Here is a 24,984-nt window from a genome sequence, read left to right as displayed (position 1 = left end):
GCCATGTTCTGATCTTCCCATTCACCCAAAGAGGACCCCCGATGAGCGACATCCTTCACCAGGCCGATCAGCAGCAATTTGTCTGCACCGTGGACGGCAAGCTCTCCCGCCTTGCCTATCGCCGGCTGGACGCCACCACGGTGGACGCCTACAGCACCCAGGTTCCCCCCGAGCTGCGCGGACAGGGGATTGCCGACAAGCTGGCCCGCCGCTTCTACGACTGGACCCTCTCTGAGGGGCTCACCATAGTGCCGAGCTGCAGCTACATCGACGTCTGGTTGCGCCGCAATGCCGGTTGAAGCCGGGGCGCTGCGGGAGGCGCACCTGCGGGCCTGCACCGAGGCCCTGCTGCGGGCTGATCACCCGCGCATGGATTGCCTCCGGGCTGCGCGGGAGCTGGCCCTGCCCGACTGGGCCCTGGGGGCGGGGTTTGTGCGCAACCTCATCTGGGATCACCTCCATCACAAGGCCGAACCCACCCCGCTCAACGACATCGATCTTATCTATCTGGACAGCGCTGATCCGACTGGATTGAAGGAGGCCGATCACGAAGCCTGGCTCGCCGCCAGGATGCCGGGCCAGTTGTGGGAGGTGCGCAACCAGGCCCGCATGCATCTGCGCCAGCAGGTGCCTCCTTTTGCCAGCTCGCTCTCGGCCCTCAGCCACTGGGTGGAGATACCCACCTGCATCGGGGTCCGCCTGTTGGCAGATGATGCGTTCGAGTGGCTGGCCCCCTACGGCTTTGCCCCCAACTGGTCCCTGGTGGTGAGCCCCAATCCGCGCTGTCGCCAGGAGAGCCGTATCTTTAGCGAACGGGTCAGGGCCAAGGAGTGGCAACGCATCTGGCCTGACCTTGTGGTGAACTGGCCATGAGCGGATTGCAAAGGGTCGACAACCTTGGGCACACTAAGAAAAAGATGTTTGTAACTCAATGGGTTAAATAATGCGCGACTTCTTCTCTCTCGAGCGCTGGCTGCCGGGGCTCGCCGCCTTGCTGCAATACCAGCGGACCTGGTTGATGCCGGATCTTCGCGCTGGCCTCTCGGTTGCGGCCGTGGCCCTGCCCGTGGCCATCGCCTATTCGGAACTCGCCGGGGTGGGCGCCATCGTCGGCCTCTACTCCTGCATCCTGCCCATGGTGGTGTACGCCCTCTTTGGCACCTCCCGTCAGCTCATCGTCGGTCCGGATGCCGCCACCTGCGCGGTGATCGCCGCCGTGGTAACGCCGCTCGCCGCCGGGGATCCCACCCGTCACTGGCAACTGGTGATGACCATGACCGCCATGACCGGCTTCTGGTGCCTCATCGCCAGCCGCTTCAAACTGGGGGTGCTGGCAGACTTTCTCTCCCGCCCCATCCTGATGGGGCTGCTCAACGGGGTGGCCATCACCATCATGGTGGGCCAACTCTCCAAGATCTTCGGCTTCACCTTCAGCGAGCGCTATCTCATCGAGCGGATCCTGAACGGCACCAGCTACATTACCCAGACCCATCTGCCCACCCTGGCCATGAGCCTGACGGCCCTGCTCACCCTGTTGCTGGCCAAGCGCTACAGACCGGCCTGGCCCTCCTCCATGGTAGCCATGGTGGTGACGGCGGGCCTGGTGTGGTTGTTCAATCTCGGCCGCGTCGACATCGCCACCCTGGGGACCATCGGCTCGGGGCTGCCCGCCTTCCAGATGCCGGACTTTCCCCCCGGGCTTATCCGTGAGCTGGTGCTGCCCGCCCTCAACCTCGCCATGGTGAGCTTCGTCTCCATGATGCTCACCGCCCGCAGCTTCGCCGCCAAGAACGGCTACGAGATTGATGCGGACAAGGAGTTTAGGGCCCTCGGCATGGCCAACCTGGCCGCCGCCGCCTCCCAGGGGTTTGCCATCAGCGGGGCGGATTCGCGCACCGCGGTCAACGACGCCAACGGCGGCAAGAGCCAGCTGGTCTCCATCATCGCCGCCGCCGTCATCGCCCTGGTCACCTTCTACCTGACGGCGCCGCTGCAGTACATTCCCACCGCCGCCCTCGGCGTGGTGCTGGTGATGGCCTCCCTGTCGCTCACGGATTTTCGCGGCCTCTGGGCCCTGCGCGACTCGGACCGCGCCGCCTTCTGGCTCGCCCTGGTGACCTTTGTCAGCGTGCTCACCATGGGGGTCATTCCGGGCATCACCCTCGCAGTCCTGCTGGGGCTGTTCCAGTTCCTGCGCAACGTGATGCGCCCCACCGACCAGCTGCTCGGCATGGACGACGAGGGGGTGGTGCGCACCCTGGGGGACAACGAGCAGGCCAAGGCGATTCCCGGCATCCTGGTCTACCGCTTCAACTCCCCGCTCACCTACTTCAACGCCCCCTACTTCAAGCGGCGGGTGCTGGCGCTCCTGGTGCAGGATCCCCACAATCCCAGGTGCCTGGTGGTGGATGCGGTGGCCTGCTTCACCCATCAGGACATCAGCGTCATGAGCATGGTGGGAGAGCTGCACAAGGAGCTCAAGCGGCGCGGCATCCACATGGTGATGGCCGGTCGGCACGGCCAGATGAGCCAGTGGTTCAAACAGGCGGGGATCCGGGTCGGCGAGGATGGCATCATCCTCTGCCCCGACATGTACCAGGCCCTGCGCATGACCCGCTGCTACCGGGAGCCGGTGTTCCGGGACGACGAGGGGGTGGAGAGCACCACGGATGCCCTGATCACCCGCTGGCCGCACGATGACGACCTGCCCGACTCGGCGCGCCTCACCCGCCCCAGCGAGCAGGAGGCCGGCGCCACGCCGGTCTGAGAGACATCCCCTGGTCGCAGGCCCCCTCCTCCTGCGACCAGGATTGCACCCCGCCCCCGCTTGGTGTTAAATGCCCCTCCAGTTGGCCCTGACGAGGGCCATCGCCAGCACCTGGATATTCCATGCAGACTCAATCCCACGCGGGCCCGGGCTCCCTATTCGCCCTGACCTGGCCACTGTTCATCGATCTGGCCCTTCACTTTCTGACCGGGGCCCTCAACACCTTCATGGTGGGCCATGTCTCCTATCAGGGGGTGGCGGCCCTCGCGGTGGGCAACCAGGTCTTCGATCTCGCCATCACCCTGTTCAGCTTCGTCAGCATCGGCACCAGCGTGGTGATCACCCAGTATCTGGGGGCGGGAGACAAGGAAAAAGCCCGCATCGTCATCCACACCGCCATCGGCTTCAACCTGCTGGTGGGACTGGTGGCCGCGGTCGGCGTCATGGCGGGGGCCGGCACCATGCTGGCGCTGATGAACCTGCCTGCCCACCTGATGAGCGACGGCAGCCTCTACCTGCAGATCATCGGGCTTTGCCTGCTGCCGGAGGCGGCGGCCCTCTGTCTGGCCGCCACCCTGCGTGCCCACGGACACACCCGCCAGGCCATGTACGTGACCCTCATCGTCAACCTCATCACCTTCGTCGGCAACCTGCTGCTGCTCTATGGCTGGTTCGGCCTGCCCCAGCTCGGGGTCGCCGGGGTCGCCATCAGCACGGTGGCGGGGCGCATCGTCGGGGTGGTGCTGCTGGTGTGGCTGGTGGCGCGCAAGACCGGCATCCGGCTGCGTCTGCCCGAGATCGTCCGCCCAAGCCGCGCCATGCTGGACAAGGTGCTGCACATCGGGCTGCCGGCGGCGGGGGAGAACCTCTCCTGGATGCTGCAGTTCATGGTGGTGACCGCCTTCGTCGGCCTGCTCGGCGACAAGGCGCTGGCGACCCAGTCCTACTTCTTCCAGATCTGCCTGTTCATCCTGCTGTTCGGCCTCTCCATCGGCCTTGGCAACGAGATCATCATCGGCCACCTGGCGGGGGCCCGACGCTTCGATCAAGCCTATCGCCAACTGATGAAGAGCCTGAAACTCGGCCTCATCGTCACCGCCGCCATCGCCATCGCCGCCGCCCTCAACGGCCGCGCCATCATCAGCCTGTTCACCGACGACGCCGACATCATCACCCAGGTGGCGCAGCTCTTCCTCATCAGCCTCATCCTCGAACCCGGTCGCACCTTCAATCTGGTGGTGATCAACGCCCTGCGCGCCACCGGGGATGCCCGTTTCCCGCTCTACATGGCGCTCGTCTCCATGTGGGGCATTGCCGTTCCCCTGGCCTATTTCCTTGGTATCATGCAGGGCTATGGCCTGGTAGGCATCTGGCTGGCCCTCGCCTGCGACGAGTGGGTGCGCGGTCTGGCCATGTTCTGGCGCTGGCGCAGTCGTCGCTGGCAAAACAAAATTCTTGTCGAAACATAAGCGGAATCACCATGAAGAAAATCGGACTCTTGTTGACGGCCATCCTGCTCAGCCCGCTCGCCATGGCGCAAACCGCCCCGGCGACCCCCAAGGCGCAGGCTCCCCAGACCTGGTATGTGGCCCCCATCGTCATCGACGAGACCAGCGAAGCCCAGAAGGCCCTGACCAAGGAGTTCACGGCCCAGATGATCAAGACCATCAAGATCAACGAGTACCAGACCGGCAAGGCGGTGGGCAAGACCAAATCGCCCAAGTGGCTGATCCGCACCAAGCTGATGCCCGCAAGCCAAGAGCCCCTGGTCGGCAAGAAGCACCCGCAGGGCCTCACCTACGGCAAGGGCATCCCCACCCAGGAGATCGTCGGCGAGCTCATCATGAACGGCACCCTGGTGGCCCACATCGGTCAGGGCTGGCGCGAACCCATCGTGCCGGGCACACCGGTGGCGGAGAAGATCTCCATCGCCAACTACCAGTACGCCATCGGCAACGAGGCCAAGGCGCCGGATCTGGAAGAGCTGGCGGCGCAGATCGGTTTCGAGGCAGGCAAGGTGATTGCCAGAGACGGCAAGCCCCTGCCCGAGAAGAAAAAGAAAAAAGAGTAAACGGCTCACCCGTTTCCAGTCAGGGGCCTCGCGCCCCTTTCTGTTGCCCGCCCCGTTGCAGACCCCCTCTCCCGAATGTGAAGCGGATCCCGCTTCTTTCCTCTGCTGCCCCAGGGCCTGCAGGCAATCATCTTGTAATTCAAACAGTTAAAAATCGCCCTTCCCATGCAGCAAATCCGTGGCCCCGAATTGGATCGGGATCACGTTTCTCCCCGGCAGTAAGGGGTACTTTGGTCTTGCAGGCACAATCAAACGACAACAAGGAGGCTTCATTACATGTTTCCGGAGTACAGAGATCTCATCTCGAAACTGAAGAGCAGTGATGTCCATTTCCAGAAGAAGTTTGACTTGCACAACGACCTGGATGCGGAGATCAGAAAGCTGGAGAAACACCACGCCAGCGACTACAGCTCCGAGGTGAAGGATCTGAAAAAACAGAAACTTAAACTGAAAGAGGAGATATACGACATCCTCAAACAACATCCACACTAGACGCCTCGACGAATACCTGGATAAGCAACTTATCCTGCCAGCCCGGCCCGACGCCGGGCTTTTTATTGCCCGCCTCAAGACACGGCGACTGCCATATCCGGCCGCCAGTATCGGAACTTCTAGGGGGTCAGGCCTGTGTCAGGGGATAACTAGAGCTCTATGTTTTGAAGTTGTGCCATAGCCCCCAAGAAACTTTCATTACGTTCACGCTTAAGTGATGACATTTCTACTTCAATACCCAAGCCATACTCATTACATAGCTTCTGAATGCAATCTTTAAACCATGAATCTGAATTTGGAGAAACCACAACTCTATCTATTAGCTTAGGAAGGGAATGAATTCTTATGTTTACGCCAGCCTTTTCATTTTGTTCAACTCTTGCCAAATCAGTCTTCGAGTCGAAAGCTACAATACGCAGCTCTTTTTCAAAACTGAATGGCAAGGATTTTGACAGGAATGGATCAAGACAATTAGAGCCGAACTGAGCCTTTGCATGATCAATATAGTTGACATCTTCAAGCTTTAGATTATCAAGCAACTCATTATGAATGATTTGCTGTTCTAGTTTTTCAATCGAGGTAAAAATACAGACTGAGTTTTTCTCAGCACCATACAATTGCCACATAGCACTACATTCAAAATAAGAGCGATGCCAACAGCTTACATAGAGATACTCGCGACACTTTGGAAAAACAGTCTGAATGTCACTTTTCAGGTATTCACCAAATGGAGTCATGAATTTTGCATTATCTAGTTTCTGCTTAGAAAACTCATTGACATTTAATCTTTTTTCCCTTTGCTCTGCTGACTCAGCATATACTGGAAGAAAATTCATAGTAAGTTCAAGAATGCCTGGTTCATTAGACTTATTTAAATAGTCAGTTGCCGTCAACCCACCTTCAAGCTGGTCATCAAAAATAGACATTTTAGGCAAAAAAAAGGTGCTATTTTGCAAGAGATATAGGAATTTCGATAGATTCATATATCGTTGGATAACGTTTTTTGGTTCCATTAAGTTTCCACACCATGAAGATATAACAAAGGTTGATTATGCATGGAGCATCTGCATTAAAATATATTGTGATGTATATCCTGCCCGGATTTCCCTAGCATATCAACCCATCATTATGGTGCGGAAAATATTTCACCACTACAGTAATGGTACTTGATCTCAGAGATCAGAAATAGAATATCCATCACTATCCAATACAAAGAAGCGGGCCAATGGCCCGCTTCTCTATACAGAATTAACCCCATCATCAAACCGGCGGATGGAAATGGCTGGCCTCGCGGGTGGCCATTTCCTCGTAGGTGGCCCACTTCTGCCACGCCACTTGTTGTGCCACCTGCATCAGCCGCTCGGCTTCCTGTGGATGGCTCTGGGCCAGCACCCTATAACGGGTCTCCTCCTGCCGATATTCAGCGAGGGGGATGGAGGGGCGCAGGCTGTCGAGGCTGAAGGGGTTCTGCCCCGCACTGCGCAATACCGGGTTGTAGCGCATCAGCGGCCAGTGACCGGAGGCCACCGCACGTTTTTGCTGGGTCAGGCCAAACTCCATATCGATGCCGTGGGCGATGCAGTGGCTGTAGGCGATGATCAGCGACGGGCCCGGATAGGCCTCCGCCTCACGCAAGGCTTGCAGCGCCTGCTGCGGGTTGGCACCAAAGGCGATGCGGGCAACATAGACGTTGCCGTAGGAGATGGCCTGCAGCGCCACATCCTTCTTGGCCAGCGTCTTGCCTCCCGCCGCGAACTTGGCGACGGCACCGAGCGGGGTCGATTTCGACATCTGACCGCCGGTGTTGGAGTAGACCTCGGTATCCATCACCAGCACGTTCACATCGCGGCCGGAGGCGAGCACGTGATCGAGCCCCGATGAGCCGATGTCATAGGCCCAGCCATCGCCGCCGATAATCCAGACCGAGCGCCGCACCAGCTGATCAATCAAGGAGAGCAGCTCGCGAGCCTTGCCGGATTTCACCTCCTCCAACCGCTCCCGCACTTGCGCCACCCGGGTACGCTGGGCGCGGATCTCTGACTCCAGCCGCTGCGGGGCGCTGACAAGTGTCTCCACCAGCTCGACCCCGATCTCCCCCTTCATCGCCTGCAAGGCTGCCACCGCCTGACCGTGGTGCTGATCGGCGGTGAGGCGAAAACCAAAGCCAAACTCGGCGTTGTCCTCAAACAGGGAGTTGGACCAGGCGGGCCCCTTCCCTTCGCCGTTCTTGGCCCACGGGGTAGTCGGCAGGTTGCCGCCATAGATGGAGGAGCAGCCGGTGGCGTTGGCCACCAGCATGCGGTCACCAAACAGCTGGGTCAGCAGCTTGAGGTAAGGGGTCTCGCCACAGCCGGCGCAGGCACCGGAGAACTCGAACAGCGGCTCGAGGAACTGGGCACCGCGCACCGTGGAGAAGTCCACCCGCTCGCGGGCAGGCCAGGGCAGGCTCTCGAACCAGCGCAGCGCCTGTTTCTGGCCCGCCAGATGGGGCACCTTGTCCATCATGGTGATGGCCCGCTCGCCCTCGTGTTCCTCATCTGCTCCTGCCCGCACCGGACAGGCCTGCACGCACTGGCCGCAGCCGGTGCAATCTTCCGGGTAGAGCTGCAAGGTGTAGCGGCTGTCGGGGAAGCCCTTGGCGGTGACGGGCACCGACTGCGCTGCCTCGGGGGCGGTCGCCAGCCAGTCCTGATGGTAGAACTTGGCCCGCAGCGCCGCGTGGGGGCAGACAAAGACGCAGTTGCCGCACTGGATGCAGATGTCCGAATGCCAGATGGGGATCTCGCGGGCGATATCGCGCTTCTCGAAGCGGCTGGTGGCGGTGGGGTAAGTGCCATCCACCGGCAGCATGGAGACCGGGATGCGATCGCCGCGCCCCGCCAGCATCTCGCCGGTCACCCGCTGGACAAACTCGCTTCCACCCGGCGCCAGTGGCAGCGGATAGTCGCTGATCTGCTCCTCACCGGCCGGGATGACCACCTGATGGAGATGAGCCAGGGTGTCGTCCACCGCCGCAAAGTTGCGCTCGACCACCTCGGGCCCCTTGCGGGCATAGCTCTTCTCGATGCTCTCCTTGATAAGGGCGATCGCTTCGTCCCGCGGCAACACCCCTGCCAGCGCGAAGAAGCAGGTCTGCATAATGGTGTTGATGCGGTTGCCCATGCCGTTGCGCTCGGCCACCCGATCCCCATCGATGCAGTAGAGGCGGATATCGAGGGCTCGGATGCGGGCACGCAGCCGCTCGGGCAGCTCGGCCCAGACCCGGTCAGGCTCATAGGGAGCATTGAGCAGCAGGGTCGCCCCTTCGGCGGCATGCTCCAGCAGATCGACTGACTCGACAAAGCCCCACTGGTGGCAGCCGATAAAGCTCGCCTGCTCGATAAGCCAGGGGGCATCTATGGGCTCGGGGCCAAAGCGCAGGTGGGAGACGGTGCGCGAGCCCGACTTTTTGGAGTCGTAGACGAAGTAGCCCTGAGCGTGGAACCCCTCCAGCTCGCCGATGATCTTGATGCTGTTCTTGTTGGCGCCCACCGTGCCGTCGGCACCAAGGCCGAAGAAGAGCGCCCGCACCCGACTGGCGGGCTCCAGATCGCCGATGGGGTGCCAGGCCAGACTGAGGCCCGACACATCATCCACTATCCCCACGGTAAAGCGCGGGCGCGGCGCATCGGATGCCAGCTCCTCGAACACCGCCGCGCACATGGCAGGGGTGAACTCTTTGGAAGAGAGGCCATAGCGACCGCCGCTCAGCCACGGCAGCCGCTTGATAAGGCCGCGCTGCAAGCCGTCGATGAGGGCGCTCTGCACATCCAGCAGCAGCGGCTCGCCGCCCGCCCCCGGCTCCTTGGTGCGATCCAGCACCGCCATGCGCCGCACGCTCGCGGGCAGCGCATCAAGCAGCGACTGTACCGGGAAGGGGCGATAGAGGCGAATGACCAGCACGCCGGTCTTGCGATCCTGCCGGTTGAGCCAATCCACGGTAGTGCGGACGGTGGCCGCCCCCGAGCCCATCAGCACGATGACATCGGTGGCATCGAGCGCGCCGTGGTACTCCACCAGCCGGTAGTGGCGGCCGGTCAGCTCACCGAGGCTCTCCATGCACTGCTGCACCCGCGCCGGTACCGCCTCGTAGAAGGGGTTGACGCTCTCGCGGGACTGGAAATAGGTATCCGGATTCTGGGCGGTGCCGCGCATCACAGGGTGATCGGGGTTGAGGGCCCGGGCACGGTGGGCACGCACCCAGTCGTTGTCGATAAGCGCCCGAATTTCATCTTTGTGCAACGCAGTGATCTTGTTCACCTCGTGGGAGGTGCGAAAGCCGTCGAAGAAGTGGATGAAGGGCACCCGGCACTGCAGGGTGACGCTGTGGGCGACCAGGGCCAGGTCCTGCGCCTCCTGCACCGAGCCGGAGGCGAGCATGGCAAAGCCGGTGCTGCGCGCCGCCATCACGTCCTGATGGTCGCCAAAAATCGACAGCCCCTGCGCCGCCAAGGATCGGGCCGCCACATGGAACACCGCCGAGGTCAATTCACCGGCGATCTTGTACATGTTGGGCAGCATCAGCATCAGCCCCTGACTGGCGGTGAAGGTGGTGGCGAGCGCCCCCGCCTGCAGGGCGCCGTGCACCGTGCCGGCCGCCCCCCCTTCGCTCTGCATCTCCACGACTGTGGGGATGTTGCCCCACAGGTTGGTCTGCCCCTGTGCAGCCCAGGCGTCGGCCAGTTCGGCCATGGTCGAGCTCGGGGTGATGGGGTAGATGGCACACACTTCGCTCAGCTGATACGCCACCCGGGCCGCGGCTTCGTTGCCGTCAACCATGATCAGTTCATGTTTCATTGGGACTCCTCCGGTTGGCGCAACTCGATGGCGTGGCAGGGACACTGGTCATGGCAGGCACCGCAACCGGTGCAGCGCTCGGCATCCACCAGATACCCCAGACCCGGCCCCAGCTTGGCGATGGCCTGCTCGGGGCAGCTGCCATAGCAGCCGTCGCACTCGAAGCAGTTGCCGCAGGAGTAGCAGCGCGCCGCCTCGTAACGGGCGGCCACCTCATCCAGTCCGCCGATGATCTCGCCAAAGTCGTCCCGCGCCGAGGGCGGTTTGACCGGCTGACTGCTGGCCGGCGCATGGGTCTGGAACCAGAGTTGCAACTGCTCGGGCCCTACCAGCGGCTTCCCTGCCTGCAAATGGGAGAGCGGCTTGTGGTAGAGGCGACCACGCAGCCAGGCATCCATATGGCGCGCCGCCTTCTTGCCGTGGCCGGTGGCGATGGTGACGGTGCGCTCGGAGGGCACCATGTCGCCGCCGGCAAACAGACCCGGCACATCCGTCATCAGGTTTTCGCCAACCTGTACCACCCCCTCCTTGTTGACCCGCACGCCAGGGATGCTCTCCAGCACGCTCAAGTCCACCTCTTGACCCAGCGCCAGAATGAGGGAGTCCGCTTCGAGGGTTTCAAACTGGCCGGTGGGCACCGGCTTGCCCTCGGCATCCAGCGCCATCACCTCCACTTCGATATTGGTGCTGTCGAGCTGGCGGATGGTGCGCAGCCAGTTGATCTTGATCCCCTCCTCCTCTGCCTCGTCGGCTTCGAAGGCGTGGGCCGGCATATGATCGCGGTCGCGGCGGTAGATGATCATCGCCTCCTCGACACCGAGGCGGCGGGCAGTGCGGGCCGCGTCCATGGCGGTGTTGCCACCGCCGTAGATGGCCACCCGCCGCCCCAGTTTGGGTGGCGGCAACCCCTGCTCTTCGGCAAGACTGGCCTGCTCGAGGAAACTCACCGCATCGAGGATCTTGCCCGCCTCCCGGGCCGGAATGTCGACCCGCTTGGCCAGATGGGCGCCGATGGCCATGAAGACGGCGTCAAAGCCCCCCTCGTCGCGCTCGCACAGCACATCCTCCACCTTGTGGTTGAGGGTCAGGGTCACCCCGGCCGCCACGATGCGGGCCACATCCCGATCCAGCACATCGCGAGGCAGACGGTAAGCGGGAATACCGAAGCGCAGCATGCCGCCGGCGAGCGGGCCCGCTTCGCGGATCTCCACCTGATGGCCGAGCCGGTTGAGGTGCCAGGCGCAGGAGAGGCCGGAGGGACCGGCGCCAATGACCAGCACCTTCTTGCCGCTGGCGGGTGCGGGGGGCGCAGGCTGCCAACCTTTGGCCAGCGCTTCGTCGCCGAGGAAGCGCTCGATGGCGTGGATGGAGACGGCATCATCCACCTGGGCGCGGTTGCAGGCGCTTTCGCAGGGGTGATAACAGACCCGCCCGTGGACCGCAGGCAGGGGATTTTCTTCGATCAGTCGTTGCCAAGCCGCCTCAAAACGGCCCGCTTCGGCCAGGGCAAGCCAGGCCTGGATGTTCTCGCCAGCCGGGCAGGCGTGGTTGCAAGGTGGCAGGGCCGGCCGCCAGACGGGCAGCCGGGTACGGACCGGGCCTGTTCCCGTTTTCTGGGAGAGATCCGGCTGTGGGGTCATATCCAGTTGTTTGCTCATACATTGCTTTCTTCTTTTTGTGTGACAGGCCCCATCCGAATGCGCTTGATACCGTTTTGCCTGGGCAGACGGTGGCCGGAGAGGGAAGAAGCGAAAGCGTCAGAAACTGGAAACTGGCCCGATGATGGGCCGTTTTTTGTACGACATGGTGGATCAGGATCAATAAATGTTGCGCTTTATGGGTCGCCCCCTTCACAACCGGATCCCCGTCACACCCCGCAGCCATTCGGGCCTGTCGCCCGAGCCCCCTCGCCGTCCTCGACGTGGGCAGCAGGAGAAGATTGCCGCCCGGGGCAGGAATCGTTATCTTCCCCTCTTCACAGGAATCGCCACAGCACAAGGACCAGGACATGCCGACCCTCGCCAGCATACATCTCTACCCCATCAAATCGACGGCAGGCATGCCGCTGGAGCGCGCCCAGGTGACCCAGGAGGGACTTGCCGGGGATCGCCGCTACATGGTGGTCAAACCGGATGGCACCTTTATCACCGCCCGCACCCATCCCCAGTTGCAGCAGGTGGTGGCCACCCCCGTCGAGGGGGGGCTGCAACTGCGCTATCCGGGTCTGCCCCCCCTTGCCCTCATGGAGGCGGCATTCAGTCGCGCCCCTCAGCACACCGGTGTCTGGGGGGATCGCTTTACCGCCCTGCACACCGGGCCCGACGCCGATGAGTGGCTGAGCCGGGTGGCGAGGGAGCCGGTGCGCCTGCTCTGGCTCGGGGAGGCATCCGATCGTTTTCGGGAGAAGACCGGCACCCGGGTGAGCTTTGCGGACGGCTACCCCTTGCTGCTCATCAGCCAGGCTTCCCTTGAGGATCTCAACCTGAGATCCGATGCCTTGCACCAGATGAGCCAGTTTCGTACCAACCTGGTGGCGAGCGGCACCCGCCCCTTCGAAGAGGATGGCTGGAAGCGGATCCGCATCGGCGAGGTGGAGTTTCGGGTGGACAAGCCGTGCAGCCGCTGCATCATGACCACGGTGGAGGCAGGCACGGAGCGCTTCAATGCCCTGAAAGAGCCGCTGGCTACCCTCACCCGCTACCGCCGTGGCGAAGATGGTGAGGTCTATTTCGGCCAGAATCTGGTGGCCCTGAACGAGGGGTGGATTGAAGCGGGCAGCGAGATCGAGGTATTGGAGCGGGCCCGGGCGCCGGTCTACCCCAACGCGGCCCCGAAAAAACGGGAGCTGGTGTGCGTCGCCCGGGAACCCCTGGCCCGGGATCTGGAAACCTTCTGGTTCGAGGCCGCCGACGGCGAGCCCCTGCCCGACTACCAGCCTGGACAGCACCTGCCCATCAGCCTCGATATCAAAAACACACGGGTTCAGCGCCGCTACACCCTGAGCTCCACGCCGGAGCGGCCCGAGCGTTACAGCATCAGCGTCAAGAAGCTGGCCGATGGCCGCCTCTCCCCCTGGCTGCACCATGAGCTGAAAGTGGGCGACCGGTTGCTGGCCGCCCCCCCGGCCGGCGAGTTTCACTTAGGGTCCGAGCGCAGGCTGCTGCTGCTCTCGGCGGGATCCGGTGTCACCCCCATGCTTTCCATTGCCCGCACTCTGGCACTACGGGGGGAGCTCGGTGACGTCCACTTCATGCACCTGTGTCGCAGCGAGGCAGACATTCCTGCCGCCAGCGAGCTGCACGCCATGGCGCAGCAGGGAATGACCCTCACCCTGATCCTGAGCCAGCCTGACAAACACTGGCAGGGGCTCAGCGGCCGTCTGAATGACGATCACCTGGGCCGGATCCGGGGTTTGCAGGAGCGGGAGGTGTTCATCTGCGGCCCCCACGGCTTTATGGCCGATGCAGCCAACCGGCTGACCGCCCTCGGCGTACCGGCCGGGCGCATCCGCCAAGAGAGCTTTGGCGGGGCCCTGCTCTCGGTGGCCCGCCCCCATCAGGCGGTGCAACTGCGTATCGGCGAGCGGGAGTTTGCGGGCAACAACCAGGGCACAGTGCTGGATCAGGCCAACAAGCAGGGGGTAGAGCTGCCCTGGAGCTGCCGTGCCGGCATCTGCGGCAGTTGCAAGCAGACCCTGGTCTCGGGCGAGGTGGATCACCCCGATGCCCCCGCCATCAGCGCCGCCGAGCGTGCCGAGGGCAAGATCCTCACCTGCTGCGCCGTGCCCCTGACGGATCTGGTGATCAAATAGGGTGATCGGGGGACAAAACCCCGTCCCCGGAATGCAAAACGGCTGCCCGAGGGCAGCCGTTTTCTTTAGATGACTGGCTATCAGCCACGCAGGGCGGCGATGCGCTGCTCGATGGGCGGGTGGCTCATGAACAGCTCGCTCATGGAGCGCTTGCCGTTGATGCCGAACGCCATCATGGAACCCTCCATCTGCGGCTCGGCACCGCGGGCGAGACGCTGGAGCGCGGCAATCATCTTGTCGCGGCCGGCCAGCTTGGCGGCACCGGCGTCGGCACGGAACTCGCGCTGACGGCTGAACCACATGACGATGATGGAGGCGAGCACGCCGAACACCATCTCCAGCACGAACACGGTGATCATGTAGGCGAAACCGCCGGTGCTGCTGCTCTCTTCCTCGTTGTTGGAGCTGAAGAAGTTGCTGATGACGCCGGCCACGATGCGGGCGAAGAACATCACGAAGGTGTTCACCACCCCCTGGATCAGGGTCAGGGTCACCATGTCGCCGTTGGCCACGTGGCTCACCTCGTGGGCCAGCACGGCTTCCGCCTCGTCGCGGCTCATGCTGTAGAGCAGACCGGAGGAGACGGCGACGAGGGAGTCGTCACGGCGGGCGCCGGTGGCAAAGGCGTTCATCTCGGGGGAGTCGTAGATTCCCACTTCCGGCATCTTGATGCCAGCCTCACGGGCCTGACGGGCAACAGTGCTCACCAGCCAGTGCTCGGTCTCGTTGCGGGGCTGCTCGATGACCTGGACGCCATAGCTGCGCTTGGCCATCCACTTGGACATCAGCAAGGAGATAAAGGAACCCCCAAAACCGAACACGGCGCAGAACACCAACAGACCGGAAATGCTGGACTTGTTGATCCCCAGAACCGAGAACAGGATATTGAGTACCACCCCCAGCACCAGCATGACGGCCAGGTTGGTCACCAGGAATAGCATAATTCGCTTCATATTGACTCCTTGTGAGATATGGATGCATGGTTCGGGGCGCCCCAGGGGAGACCGATGCCACACTTGCCCCAGATAATAGACAGACTCGATGAATGTTTGCTGAATGTCTGGCCTCAGAGCAAGGGCGACACATCGAGACAGTGGTGCAAATCCACCTCATTCACCGCGTCCACGAAGGGGAGCTCCCCCAGAAATGGGGCCGGCAACATGGCTTTCAAGGTGTCCAGGTTCTCCTCGTAGCGGCTCATGTGTGGATCCACCCGGTTGATGACCCAGCCCGCCAGGGTCAACCCCTGCTGGCGAATGGCGCTGACGGTGAGCAGGGCATGGTTGAGGCAGCCCAGCCTGGCCCCCACCACCAGGATCACCGGCAGCCGCTCCTGGGCGACCCACTCCGAGAGCAGACGCTGATGATCCAGCGGCAGGAACCAGCCCCCCGCCCCTTCGACAATGACGAGATCGGCCCCAGCTCCCTCAATCTCCCGCAAGCCGGCGGACAGCCCCTCGAAGGGGATGCTCACCCCCCGCTCACGGGCGGCGATATGGGGGGCGATGGGCGGCTCGAAGGCATAGGGATTGACCTGCTCGTAGGGCAGCGCAACCGTGGCCGCCTGCTGCAACAGCAAGGCATCCAGATTGCGAAGCCCCTCCGGGGTGCGGGTGCAGCCCGCCGATACCGGTTTGTACCCGGCGCAACGAATGCCTCTGGCGGCAAGCGCCAGCAACAGGGTGCGGGCCACCAGGGTTTTGCCCACGTCGGTGTCCGTGCCCGTGATGAAATAGGATGTCCCCATGATGATTCCTCGATGCAGTGCAGGGGCGCAGAGGCGCCCCGATATCCATGGTGAAAGGCAGGCGCGCGTCCTGCCGCTGAAGGGGTGGGTGCGCCGGGTCTTTTTGTGTCAGCGCCGCACCAGGCGCCCGAGGCAGACCTCGTAGCTGGCGGCCAGCAGGCCGTCCGGTTGACGGTGGCGCTCGTAGGCCTCCTCCAGTCGCACCAGGCGCTGGCGATGACCCAGGCCCGCAGACCGCTCGTCGTTGACCTGGCTCGCACCTATCCCCTTGAGGTCGCGCAGCAGTCCGCTGAGCGCCGGGTAGGCGAGGGACCAGGTCAGCGGGCAGAGCGCCGGGGCCTCGAAGCCCCCGTCACGGGCCGCCTGCTGCAACTGGGGCAACGTCAGGAAGCGATTGACATGGTCACGACCATCCACGGCCCGCCAGGCCTCCCGCAGTTGCCATAGTGACCCCGAAAGCAGGGTCGAGAAGAAGACCTGTCCACCGGGTTTGAGCACCCGGTTGAGCTCGGCAAAGGCCTGGGCCGGCCGCTCGCACCACTGCAGGGCCAGGCTGGAGAAGACCCAGTCCAGGCTCTGGTCGGCAAAGGGCAGCCCCTCCGCATCGCCGCACACCAGGCGGGCTCCGCTGCCGCGAAGGGCCGCCTGGGCCAGCATGCCGGGAGCGAGATCCAGCCCGGTCAGCGTCTCGCAGCGCGGCGCCAGGGCAGGCAGGAAGAAACCGGTGCCGCAGCCCAGATCCAGCCCGGCCCCTGAGCGCACCTCTTTCACGCCCCCCTCGTCCATGCGCGCCAGCAGCATCTGCCCCACCTCCTGCTGGAAGCGGGCGTGGGCGTCGTAGTGGCGAGCCGCCGCCCCGAAGCGGCGGGCGAGCTGCGCCTTGTCCACCGACTGGAAACGCTCATGCACCATGGGCGCCCCCTCTCTCGTCGGTGGATGGGCGGGGCCCTAGGGCCTCGAGCAGGCGATCCACGTCATCTTCGCCATGGGCGGCGCACAGGGTGATGCGAAGGCGCGCCGTGCCGACCGGCACCGTGGGCGGGCGGATGGCGCCGGCCCAGACACCGCGCTCCCGCAGCCGCTCGGCCAGTTGCAGGGCAGCGATGCTCTCCCCCACCAGCAGCGGCTGGATGGGGGTATCGCTTGCCCCAAGCCGCCAGCCGAGCGCCTGCGCCCCCTGCCGGAACCGGGCGACAAGGCGAGCCAGGTGAGCACGGGCCTCGTCGGCTACGCGTACCAGCTCGATGCTCTGGCGCACGGCGCACGCCTGGGCGGGGGGCATATGGGTGCTGTAGACATAGTGGCGGGAAAAATTGACCAGGTACTCCACCAGCTCGCGACTGCCGCCCACAAAGGCGCCGGCCACCCCGAGCGCCTTGCCGAAGGTCCCCATCTGGATGTGCACGCTGGCCGGGTTCACCCCCTGGGCCGCCAGGGTGCCACGCCCCTCGGCACCCAGCACGCCGAGGCCGTGAGCATCGTCAATCATCAGCCAGTTGCCGCTTCGGGATGCGAGTGTGGCCAGCTCAGCCCAGGGGGCCTGATCCCCGTCCATGCTGAAGACCCCTTCCGAGACGATCAGGCCCCGGTTTGGCTCAAGCAGCCGCTCAAGGGCCGCCATGTCGTTGTGGCCGAAGCGCTTCATCTTGCAAGGTAGCTGGCTCCCCATCTCCTGCAGGGAGGCGTGGTTGAGCTTGTCCTGCCACAGCAGGTGATCCTTGCCGAGCAGGGCCTTGAGCACCGCCTGATTGGCGGAGAAGCCACAGTTGAACAGCAGCACCGCCTCCACGCCGAGCCAGTCGGCAAGCGTCTCTTCCAGCTGCTGGTGAGCGCGGCTATAGCCGGTCACCAGGGGCGAGGCGCCTGCCCCTGCGCCATATTGCGCCACCCCCGCCGTGAAGGCGGCCTTGATGGCGGGGTGACCCGCAAGGCCCAGGTAGTCGTTGCCAGAGACGTTGAGGTAATCACGCCCCCCGACCCGGATCCGCCCACCGCTCGCCACATCCACCGGGGTGCGTCGGCGCAGCAGGGTGGCCTGTTCACGCTCGGCCAGCGCCTCCCCCAGGGCAAAGGGGCCGGTAACAACGGGCGTCATCATGGACGGAGGACATCTGCGCGGGAACGGGTGGCATCGTAGAAGAGTTCGCTCGGCTCGCTCTGGCGGTTCACCTCGGCCAGCAGTTCCTCCTCTTGAACCTGATCCGGCTTCTGGGCCCGCTGGGCGGGGCGAATGCCAAGGCGCTTGAAGAGCTGCATGTCGCTGTTCTCGTCCGGATTGGGGGTGGTCAGCAGCTTGCAGCCGTAGAAGATGGAGTTGGCCCCGGCCATAAAGCACATGGCCTGCATCTGCTCGTTCATCTTCTCCCGCCCGGCGGAGAGGCGCACGTGGGAGGCCGGCATCATGATGCGCGCCACGGCGATGGTGCGGATAAATTCGAACGGGTCCAGGTTCTCCTGGTTCTCCAGCGGCGTCCCCTTCACCTTGACCAGCATGTTGATGGGCACGCTCTCGGGATGGCGCGGCAGGTTGGCCAGCGCCATCAGGAGTCCCGCCCGATCTTTCGCCTGCTCCCCCATGCCGACGATGCCGCCGGAGCAGACCTTCATGCCGGCGCCGCGCACATGCTCCAGGGTGTCGAGCCTGTCCTGATAGGTGCGGGTGGTGATGATGTCGCCGTAAAACTCTGGCGAGGTGTCGAGGTTGTGGTTGTAGTAATCGAGCCCCGCCGCCCCGAGACGCGCCGCCTGATCGGCGGTCAGCATCCCCAGCGTCATGCAGGTCTCCATGCCGAGCCCGCGCACCTCTTCAATCATGCGCAGGATGTAGGGCATGTCCTTCTCTTTCGGGTTGCGCCAGGCCGCCCCCATGCAGAAGCGGGACGAGCCGTTGGCCTTGGCCTCCCGGGCCCGCTCCAGCACTTTTTCCACCTCCATCAGCCGCTCGGTCTCGAGCCCGGTGTGGTAGCGAGCGCTCTGGGGACAATATTTGCAATCTTCCGGGCAGGCCCCGGTCTTGATGGAGAGCAGGGTGCTTACCTGCACCTCGTTCGGGTCGAAATGGGCGCGGTGCACCGTCTGGGCCTGGAACAGCAGATCGTTGAATGGCAGGGCAAAGAGATCCTGAACCTCGGACAGGGTCCAGTCGTGACGAAGGGCGTGGGCACCCGCGGTGAGAGCATTCATACATGGCTTCCGGTTGTTATTGGTGGGATCCTGCGCCGCGCTCAAGAGAGCGTTCGCCGCAAGACCCGCCAGCTGGACAGCGCGACGCCAGGGCGTGTGCGAAGCCAAGTGGCTGAAATTGTTGGCTAGTGTAGAGAGCACGCGTAGACTGTCAACACCGACCAGATCAAATCAATTGACAACAGAACACAAAATGACCAACCAAGAATTCGACCTGCACCACGTCTGGCACCCCTATACCTCCCTCACCCATCCCCTGCCCTGCTATGAAGTGGCCAGCGCCAAAGGGGTAACCCTCACCCTGACGGACGGGCGCGAGCTGGTGGATGGCATGAGCTCCTGGTGGGCCTGCGTTCACGGCTATCAGGTGCCGGAACTGGACGCGGCCGCCACCGCCCAGCTCGGCAAGATGTCCCACGTGATGTTTGGCGGCCTGACCCATGCCCCGGCGATCGAGCTCTGCCGCAAACTGGTGGAGATCACCCCGAAGGGGCTGGATCGGGTCTTTCTGGCGGATTCCGGCTCCGTGGCGGTGGAGGTGGCACTCAAGATGGCCCAGCAGTACTGGCATGCCAAAGGGACGCCCCGCGCCAAATTCGTTGCCCTTCGGGGCGGCTATCACGGCGACACCTTCGGCGCCATGAGCGTGTGCGACCCGGATGGCGGCATGCACGAGCTCTACCAGGGCTTCCTGCCCGAACACCATTTCGTCGAAGCGCCAAGCTGCCGCTTCCACGCCCAGTGGGACGAGCAGAGCGTGGTGGAGCTGGCCACCCTGGTGGCGGATCATCACGAGGAAATTGCCGCCATCGTGCTAGAACCCATCGTCCAGGGGGCGGGCGGTATGCGCTTCTACCACCCCCGCTACCTGCAGTGGGTGCGTGCCCTGTGCGACGAGTTCGGCCTGCTGCTCATAGCAGATGAAATCGCCACTGGCTTTGGCCGCACAGGCCAGCTCTTTGCCTGCGACTGGGCGGGGATCAGCCCCGACATCCTGTGTCTGGGCAAAGCGCTCACCGGCGGCTACCTGACGCTGTCGGCCACCCTCACCACCGAGCATGTCGCCCACACCATCTGTGACGGCAAGGCGGGCGTCTTCATGCACGGCCCCACCTTCATGGGCAACCCGCTTGCCTGCGCGGTAGCCAACGCCTCCATCGAGTTGCTGCTCGCCTCACCTTGGCAGGCGCGGGTGCAAGCCATCGAACACCAACTCAAAACCGAACTGGTGGAGCTGACCCTGCACCCGGCGGTGGCGGATGTGCGGGTGCTCGGCGCCATCGGGGTGGTGGAGATGAAGGAGCGGGTGGACGTGGCGCGCATCCAGCGCAAGTTCGTGGAGCTGGGCGCCTGGATCCGTCCCTTTGGCAAGCTCATCTACCTGATGCCCCCCTTCGTCATCACCCCTGACGAGCTGCGGGTATTGACCGGCGCCATCCACGAGGCCATCACCAGCGGCGAATATTGAGTCCGGATGAACGGGCCCTGCATGAGAACGCAGGGCCTTTTGGCGCTTTTTCATCAGAATGTGAGCAAGACACCAAAACCCGTCCGGCGAGGAGAGTAGACTGCGCGGGTTTTACCCAACAGATGTACCAGTCCCATGCGCCTCTCCATTGCTGCCAAGATCAACTTCTTCCTGCTCTTCATCTTCTCCATGGTGTTGGTGTTTTCCGCGGCCTATCAGGCGGTGCGCGAGCGTGACCTCATCCTGACCCTCATCAAGGAACAGAGCCGCGAGCAGACCGAGGCCTACTTCGACGGCCTCAACATGCTGATGCTGACCGGCAAGATGGACGCCCGCGACACCCTGCGAGCCAAGTTTCTCGATCACGCCCACGTGGAAGATGCCCGCATCGTGCGCGGGGCGGCGGTCAACAAGCAGTTCGGGCCGGGCCGTGACGACGAGGCCCCGAAGGACAGGTTTGATGCCCTGGCGCTGGCGGGCAAGGGGAGCCTGGAGGTAGAGCATGAAGGCATGCACAGCCGGCTGGTGGTGACCCGCCCGCTGCTGGCCAGAAAGGATTTTCGCGGTACCGACTGCACCAGCTGCCACCAGGTACCGGAAAACACCGTGCTGGGAGCGGTGCGTTTTGACTACTCCCTCGACACCCTGTTTACCCGGGTGGAGCAGAACATCCTCACCTCGGCCCTGAGCCTCACCCTCATCTTCGGGCTGGGACTCCTGCTCACCCTCTGGGTCATCCGCACCTGGATAGTCCGCCCTCTCAACCAGCTGACCCGCTCCATGGAGGAGGCCACCGATCGCAACGACTTCGGCCACAGGCTGGAGGGGGATGAAGGGGACGAGATTGGCCGGGTGGCGCTCGCCTACAACCAGATGCTCGACAGCGTGGAGCGCCAGATAGGCAAGCGCCCCGCCTCTCAGGGGCTGGATGACGGCGACGGCCCTCAGCCCCGGTAGTAAAGCAGCAGGCAGGCCACCAGGATCAGCAGCAGGATGAAGAGATTGACGTGGCGGGCATCTTCCTGCCGACGGCTGCGGCCACGGGCCAGCACCAGCACCACCAGGGTCAGCAGGCAGCAACCCCAGAGCCCACGCTCCAGCCAGGGGGTAAGCAGGGGGTCCCAGCTCTGGCGCACCTTGACGCCCCCATAGACCAGAAAGCCGTAAGCCACCTCTGGCCGGGCGAAGTGATAGAGGGAGAGCAGGGCGACAAAGCCGCCCCAGCAGAGGATCACCAGCCCCTGCAACACCCGTATCCAGCCATCCGGCCCCCGCCTGCGCTCCTTCACTTTCACCCCCCGTCCAGCCGCCATGATCCATGCACGATGCATGGGGAAATCCCCGCAAGGGTCCGACATTTTTGCTTGTTTATCAAACCTGCGCGGGTAAGATGAACGGCTTAGTCTGCCATGGTGGGCCAACTGCGCCCGGGCCAGACCCCTAGTGTTGCAAATAGCGCTGCAAGAACAAGCTGGAGACAATATTTCGATGACGCACGCATCCGTAGTTGATGTGCTGGCCGGTAAGTATTCGGTCGGCACCACCCTGACTGTGAAAGGGTGGATCCGGACCCGCCGCGATTCCAAGGCGGGGATCTCATTTTTGGCCGTTTCCGATGGCTCCTGCTTCCATCCGGTGCAGGCCGTCGCCCCCAATACCCTGGCCAATTACGAGAATGAAGTGCAACGTCTGACCACAGCTTGCTCCGTCGAAGTGACCGGCACCGTGGTCGAGTCCCAGGGCAGCGGCCAGGCGTTCGAACTGCAGGCCACCGAGGTCAAGGTGGTGGGCTGGGTCGAAGATCCGGACACCTACCCCATGTCTGCCAAGCGCCACAGCATCGAGTACCTGCGCGAGCAGGGCCACCTGCGTGCCCGCACCAACATCGTCGGTGCCGTGACCCGGGTGCGCAACTGCCTCTCCCAGGCCATTCACCGCTTCTTCCACGAACAGGGCTACCTCTGGATCGCGGCGCCCCTCATCACCGCCTCCGACACCGAAGGAGCCGGCGAGATGTTCCGCGTCTCCACCCTGGACATGGAAAACCTGCCGCGCACCCCCGAAGGCAAGGTGGACTACGACAAGGACTTCTTCGGCAAGGAGACCTTCCTGACCGTGTCCGGCCAGCTGAACGTCGAAACCTACGCCTGCGCCCTGTCCAAGGTCTACACCTTCGGCCCGACCTTCCGCGCCGAAAACTCCAACACCAGCCGCCACCTGGCCGAGTTCTGGATGGTGGAGCCGGAAGTGGCCTTCGCCGATCTGGAAGACAACGCCGCCCTGGCCGAAGCCATGCTGAAGTACGTCTTCAACGCCGTGCTGACCGAGCGCCGCGACGATCTGGAGTTCTTCGCCCAGCACGTGGACAAGGACGCCATCGGCCGTCTGGAGCGCTTCGTCGCCTCCGACTTCGCCCAGATTGACTACACCGACGCCATCGACGTGCTGCAAAACTGCGGCAAGAGCTTCGAGTTCCCGGTCTCCTGGGGCATCGACCTCTCCTCCGAGCACGAGCGCTACCTGGCCGAGGAGCACTTCAAGTCCCCGGTGGTGGTGAAGAACTACCCGAAGGACATCAAGGCCTTCTACATGCGCCTCAACGACGACGGCAAGACCGTTGCCGCCATGGACGTACTGGCCCCGGGGATCGGCGAGATCATCGGCGGCTCCCAGCGTGAGGAGCGTCTCGAGGTGCTGGATGCCCGTCTGGCCGAGATGGGTCTGAACAAGGAAGACTACTGGTGGTACCGCGATCTGCGTCGCTACGGCACCGTGCCCCACTCCGGCTTCGGTCTGGGCTTCGAACGCCTGGTGGTCTACGTGACCGGCATGGGCAACGTGCGCGACGTGATCCCCTTCCCCCGTACTCCCCGCACCGCCGAGTTCTAAGGCGACCCGCCCACTCGCACCGTGCAAAAGCCGACCCCCGGGGTCGGCTTTTTTTATGCCCGCCTCGCTCTTCCCGCACGTGTCATTCCCGCCTTTTGCATTCCAAACCCTGTGATCTCCCCCATCTTTCCCGTCATTTATCTGGTGTGCGCCAGGAAGCGGTCCCCTGTTCAAGGGCTGAACCGTAGTTTTTATGCACTTAAATCGGAAAAAAGCCGGTTGTTGAAGCAACGCAATTTTTTACCCCTTTAGGGGTGACAAAATATCCATTAACCCTTCAGGGGTAATTGATGACAGCGGATCCCGGGCAGCTGGCCGATGGGGACATGGATAAAACACACGAGGTAATGGAATGATCTTGATGGAATTTTTGGTGGTACTCGGCTGCTTGCTGCTGGGTACCCGCTTCGGGGGCATGGGGCTGGGTCTTATCAGCGGCATTGGTCTGTTCCTGCTGACCTTCGTCTTCGGCCTGGTACCGGGCGAGCCGCCGGTGCAGGTGATGCTGACCATACTGGCGGTCATTGGCTGCGCCGCCACCCTGCAGACCGCCGGCGGTCTCAACCTGATGATGCAGGTGGCCGAGCGTCTGCTGCGCCGCCACCCCCAGTACATCACCCTGCTGGCGCCGCTCACTACCTGGACCCTCACCTTCCTGTGCGGCACCGGCCACGTGGTCTACACCATGTTCCCCATCATCGCCGACATCGCGCTGCAGAAGAACATCCGTCCGGAGCGCCCCATGGCAGTGGCGTCCGTTGCCTCCCAGATGGCCATCTGCGCCTCGCCGGTCTCGGTGGCCGTGGTCTCCATGGTCTCCATCCTGGCGGCGGCTCACGGCGTGGGTCAGGCCTACGGTCTGCTCGACATCCTGATGGTCGCCATCCCCTCCTCTCTCACGGGTGTCATGATGGCGGCCCTGTGGAGCCTGCGCCGCGGCAAGGATCTGGACAAGGACGAGGAGTTCCAGGCCAAGATCAAGGACCCTGCCCAGCGGGACTTCATCTACGGCGGTGGTGAAACCCTGCTCAACACCAAGTTCCCGAAAGAGGCCTACTGGTCCACCTGGATCTTCTTCGCCGCCATCGCTGCCGTGGTGCTGCTGGGGGCCGATGAGGCGCTGCGCCCCATCTTCACCATCAAAGAGAAGACGGGTCCCCTCTCCATGAACCTGGTGATCCAGATGATGATGCTGATCGCCGGCGCCATCATCCTGATGCGCTGCAAGGTCAAGCCGGGGGAGATTGCCAACGGCGCCGTCTTCAAGGCGGGCATGGTCGCCATCTTCTCCGTGTTCGGGGTCGCCTGGATGAGCGAAACCTTCTTCCAGGCCCACATGCCGCTGCTCAAGGAGACCCTGGCCCACGTGGTACAGGCCCAGCCCTGGACCTACGCCCTGGTGCTCTTCCTCATCTCCAAGCTGGTGAACAGCCAGGCCGCGGCGCTCACCGCCATCGCCCCCATGGGGCTGGCGCTGGGGGTCGAACCCAAGCTGCTCATCGCCTTCCTGCCGGCGAGCTACGGCTACTTCGTGCTGCCGACCTACCCGAGCGATCTCGCCTGCATCGGCTTCGACCGCTCCGGCACCACCCGCATTGGCAAGTTCATCATCAACCACAGCTTCATCATTCCGGGCCTCATCGGGGTGGTGACCTCCTGTACCCTGGGCTTCATCCTGACCAGCATCCTGCCGTAACAGGCATCCAGTGCGAGCGGCTCC

20 protein-coding genes are annotated in these 24,984 nt (G+C 63.4%); 11 read left to right on the top strand and 9 right to left on the bottom strand.

Annotated elements, in window-relative coordinates:
• Positions 1-41 precede the first annotated feature (41 nt).
• From AB5Y53_RS17755 to AB5Y53_RS17730, 6 genes are all read left to right on the top strand, one after another.
• Entirely contained in the window at positions 42-299 is a 258-nt protein-coding gene (locus AB5Y53_RS17755) for a GNAT family N-acetyltransferase (RefSeq protein ID WP_041212700.1), read from the top strand.
• Positions 289-873: a nucleotidyltransferase family protein gene (locus AB5Y53_RS17750; RefSeq protein WP_253584578.1), complete on the top strand. Its 585-nt coding sequence runs from the start codon at positions 289-291 to the stop codon at positions 871-873. Before AB5Y53_RS17755 ends, AB5Y53_RS17750 begins: the two co-directional genes overlap by 11 nt.
• 70 nt (positions 874-943) lie before the next feature.
• The gene (locus tag AB5Y53_RS17745) at positions 944-2,767 is read left to right on the top strand and encodes a SulP family inorganic anion transporter (RefSeq protein ID WP_368182734.1); all 1,824 of its coding nucleotides are present in this window, start codon (positions 944-946) and stop codon (positions 2,765-2,767) included.
• Positions 2,768-2,889: 122 nt separating this feature from the next.
• A complete protein-coding gene (locus AB5Y53_RS17740) occupies positions 2,890-4,236 on the top strand; it encodes an MATE family efflux transporter (protein ID WP_042882024.1) in 1,347 nt (448 codons plus the stop codon).
• 11 nt (positions 4,237-4,247) lie between these two features.
• Positions 4,248-4,838: a hypothetical protein gene (locus tag AB5Y53_RS17735; RefSeq protein ID WP_039039859.1), complete on the top strand. Its 591-nt coding sequence runs from the start codon at positions 4,248-4,250 to the stop codon at positions 4,836-4,838.
• 276 nt (positions 4,839-5,114) lie between these two features.
• Positions 5,115-5,330, top strand: coding sequence for a YdcH family protein (locus AB5Y53_RS17730; protein WP_005313020.1), 216 nt, complete (start codon positions 5,115-5,117; stop codon positions 5,328-5,330).
• Between the two features lie 149 nt (positions 5,331-5,479).
• Here AB5Y53_RS17730 and AB5Y53_RS17725 read toward each other — a convergent pair whose 3' ends face one another.
• From AB5Y53_RS17725 to AB5Y53_RS17715, 3 genes are all read right to left on the bottom strand, one after another.
• A complete protein-coding gene (locus AB5Y53_RS17725; RefSeq protein ID WP_368182733.1) occupies positions 5,480-6,343 on the bottom strand; it encodes a DUF2971 domain-containing protein in 864 nt (287 codons plus the stop codon).
• A gap of 247 nt (positions 6,344-6,590) precedes the next feature.
• Positions 6,591-10,166 carry a pyruvate:ferredoxin (flavodoxin) oxidoreductase gene (nifJ, locus tag AB5Y53_RS17720; protein WP_368182732.1) on the bottom strand — a complete coding sequence of 1,192 codons (3,576 nt, stop codon included), beginning with the start codon at positions 10,164-10,166 and terminating at the stop codon, positions 6,591-6,593.
• Positions 10,163-11,824, bottom strand: coding sequence for an NAD(P)-binding protein (locus AB5Y53_RS17715; protein ID WP_368182731.1), 1,662 nt, complete (start codon positions 11,822-11,824; stop codon positions 10,163-10,165). Before AB5Y53_RS17715 ends, nifJ begins: the two co-directional genes overlap by 4 nt.
• A 350-nt stretch (positions 11,825-12,174) precedes the next feature.
• On the opposite strand from AB5Y53_RS17715, the gene AB5Y53_RS17710 reads away from it, so the two are divergent.
• Positions 12,175-13,977, top strand: coding sequence for an MOSC N-terminal beta barrel domain-containing protein (locus AB5Y53_RS17710; protein ID WP_368182730.1), 1,803 nt, complete (start codon positions 12,175-12,177; stop codon positions 13,975-13,977).
• 80 nt (positions 13,978-14,057) lie between these two features.
• Here AB5Y53_RS17710 and htpX read toward each other — a convergent pair whose 3' ends face one another.
• The 5 genes from htpX to bioB all read right to left on the bottom strand — a co-directional run bounded on the left by htpX (position 14,058) and on the right by bioB (position 18,907).
• Positions 14,058-14,930, bottom strand: a complete 873-nt coding sequence (gene htpX, locus AB5Y53_RS17705) for a protease HtpX (protein WP_010674070.1) — start codon at positions 14,928-14,930, stop codon at positions 14,058-14,060.
• Positions 14,931-15,043: 113 nt separating this feature from the next.
• A complete protein-coding gene (gene bioD / locus AB5Y53_RS17700; RefSeq protein ID WP_041212695.1) occupies positions 15,044-15,724 on the bottom strand; it encodes a dethiobiotin synthase in 681 nt (226 codons plus the stop codon).
• A 108-nt stretch (positions 15,725-15,832) separates the two neighbouring features.
• Entirely contained in the window at positions 15,833-16,636 is an 804-nt protein-coding gene (gene bioC, locus AB5Y53_RS17695; RefSeq protein WP_368182729.1) for a malonyl-ACP O-methyltransferase BioC, read from the bottom strand.
• Positions 16,626-17,822 (bottom strand): 8-amino-7-oxononanoate synthase, encoded by a 1,197-nt coding sequence (gene bioF, locus AB5Y53_RS17690; RefSeq protein ID WP_368182728.1) that lies wholly within the window; start codon positions 17,820-17,822, stop codon positions 16,626-16,628. The genes bioC and bioF overlap by 11 nt, the downstream gene beginning before the upstream one ends.
• Positions 17,819-18,907, bottom strand: a complete 1,089-nt coding sequence (bioB, locus tag AB5Y53_RS17685) for a biotin synthase BioB (RefSeq protein ID WP_043155235.1) — start codon at positions 18,905-18,907, stop codon at positions 17,819-17,821. Before bioB ends, bioF begins: the two co-directional genes overlap by 4 nt.
• A gap of 193 nt (positions 18,908-19,100) precedes the next feature.
• On the opposite strand from bioB, the gene bioA reads away from it, so the two are divergent.
• Positions 19,101-20,375: an adenosylmethionine--8-amino-7-oxononanoate transaminase gene (gene bioA / locus AB5Y53_RS17680; RefSeq protein ID WP_368182726.1), complete on the top strand. Its 1,275-nt coding sequence runs from the start codon at positions 19,101-19,103 to the stop codon at positions 20,373-20,375.
• Between the two features lie 135 nt (positions 20,376-20,510).
• Positions 20,511-21,332, top strand: coding sequence for a HAMP domain-containing protein (locus AB5Y53_RS17675; RefSeq protein WP_368182724.1), 822 nt, complete (start codon positions 20,511-20,513; stop codon positions 21,330-21,332).
• Here the strand turns inward: AB5Y53_RS17675 and AB5Y53_RS17670 are convergent.
• Positions 21,320-21,688, bottom strand: a complete 369-nt coding sequence (locus tag AB5Y53_RS17670; RefSeq protein WP_368182891.1) for a hypothetical protein — start codon at positions 21,686-21,688, stop codon at positions 21,320-21,322. The two genes, AB5Y53_RS17675 and AB5Y53_RS17670, sit on opposite strands and share 13 nt — an antisense overlap.
• A gap of 175 nt (positions 21,689-21,863) precedes the next feature.
• On the opposite strand from AB5Y53_RS17670, the gene asnS reads away from it, so the two are divergent.
• On the top strand, positions 21,864-23,264 hold the full coding sequence (gene asnS / locus AB5Y53_RS17665) for an asparagine--tRNA ligase (RefSeq protein WP_039039869.1): 1,401 nt from the start codon (positions 21,864-21,866) through the stop codon (positions 23,262-23,264).
• A gap of 352 nt (positions 23,265-23,616) precedes the next feature.
• Positions 23,617-24,960: an anaerobic C4-dicarboxylate transporter gene (locus AB5Y53_RS17660; RefSeq protein WP_368182721.1), complete on the top strand. Its 1,344-nt coding sequence runs from the start codon at positions 23,617-23,619 to the stop codon at positions 24,958-24,960.
• Positions 24,961-24,984 lie beyond the last annotated feature (24 nt).

Origin of the sequence: Aeromonas sp. R7-5, assembly GCF_040908015.1 — a bacterium.
Lineage (GTDB): Bacteria > Pseudomonadota > Gammaproteobacteria > Enterobacterales > Aeromonadaceae > Aeromonas > Aeromonas caviae.
This window is presented reverse-complemented; position numbering and strand designations above follow the sequence as displayed.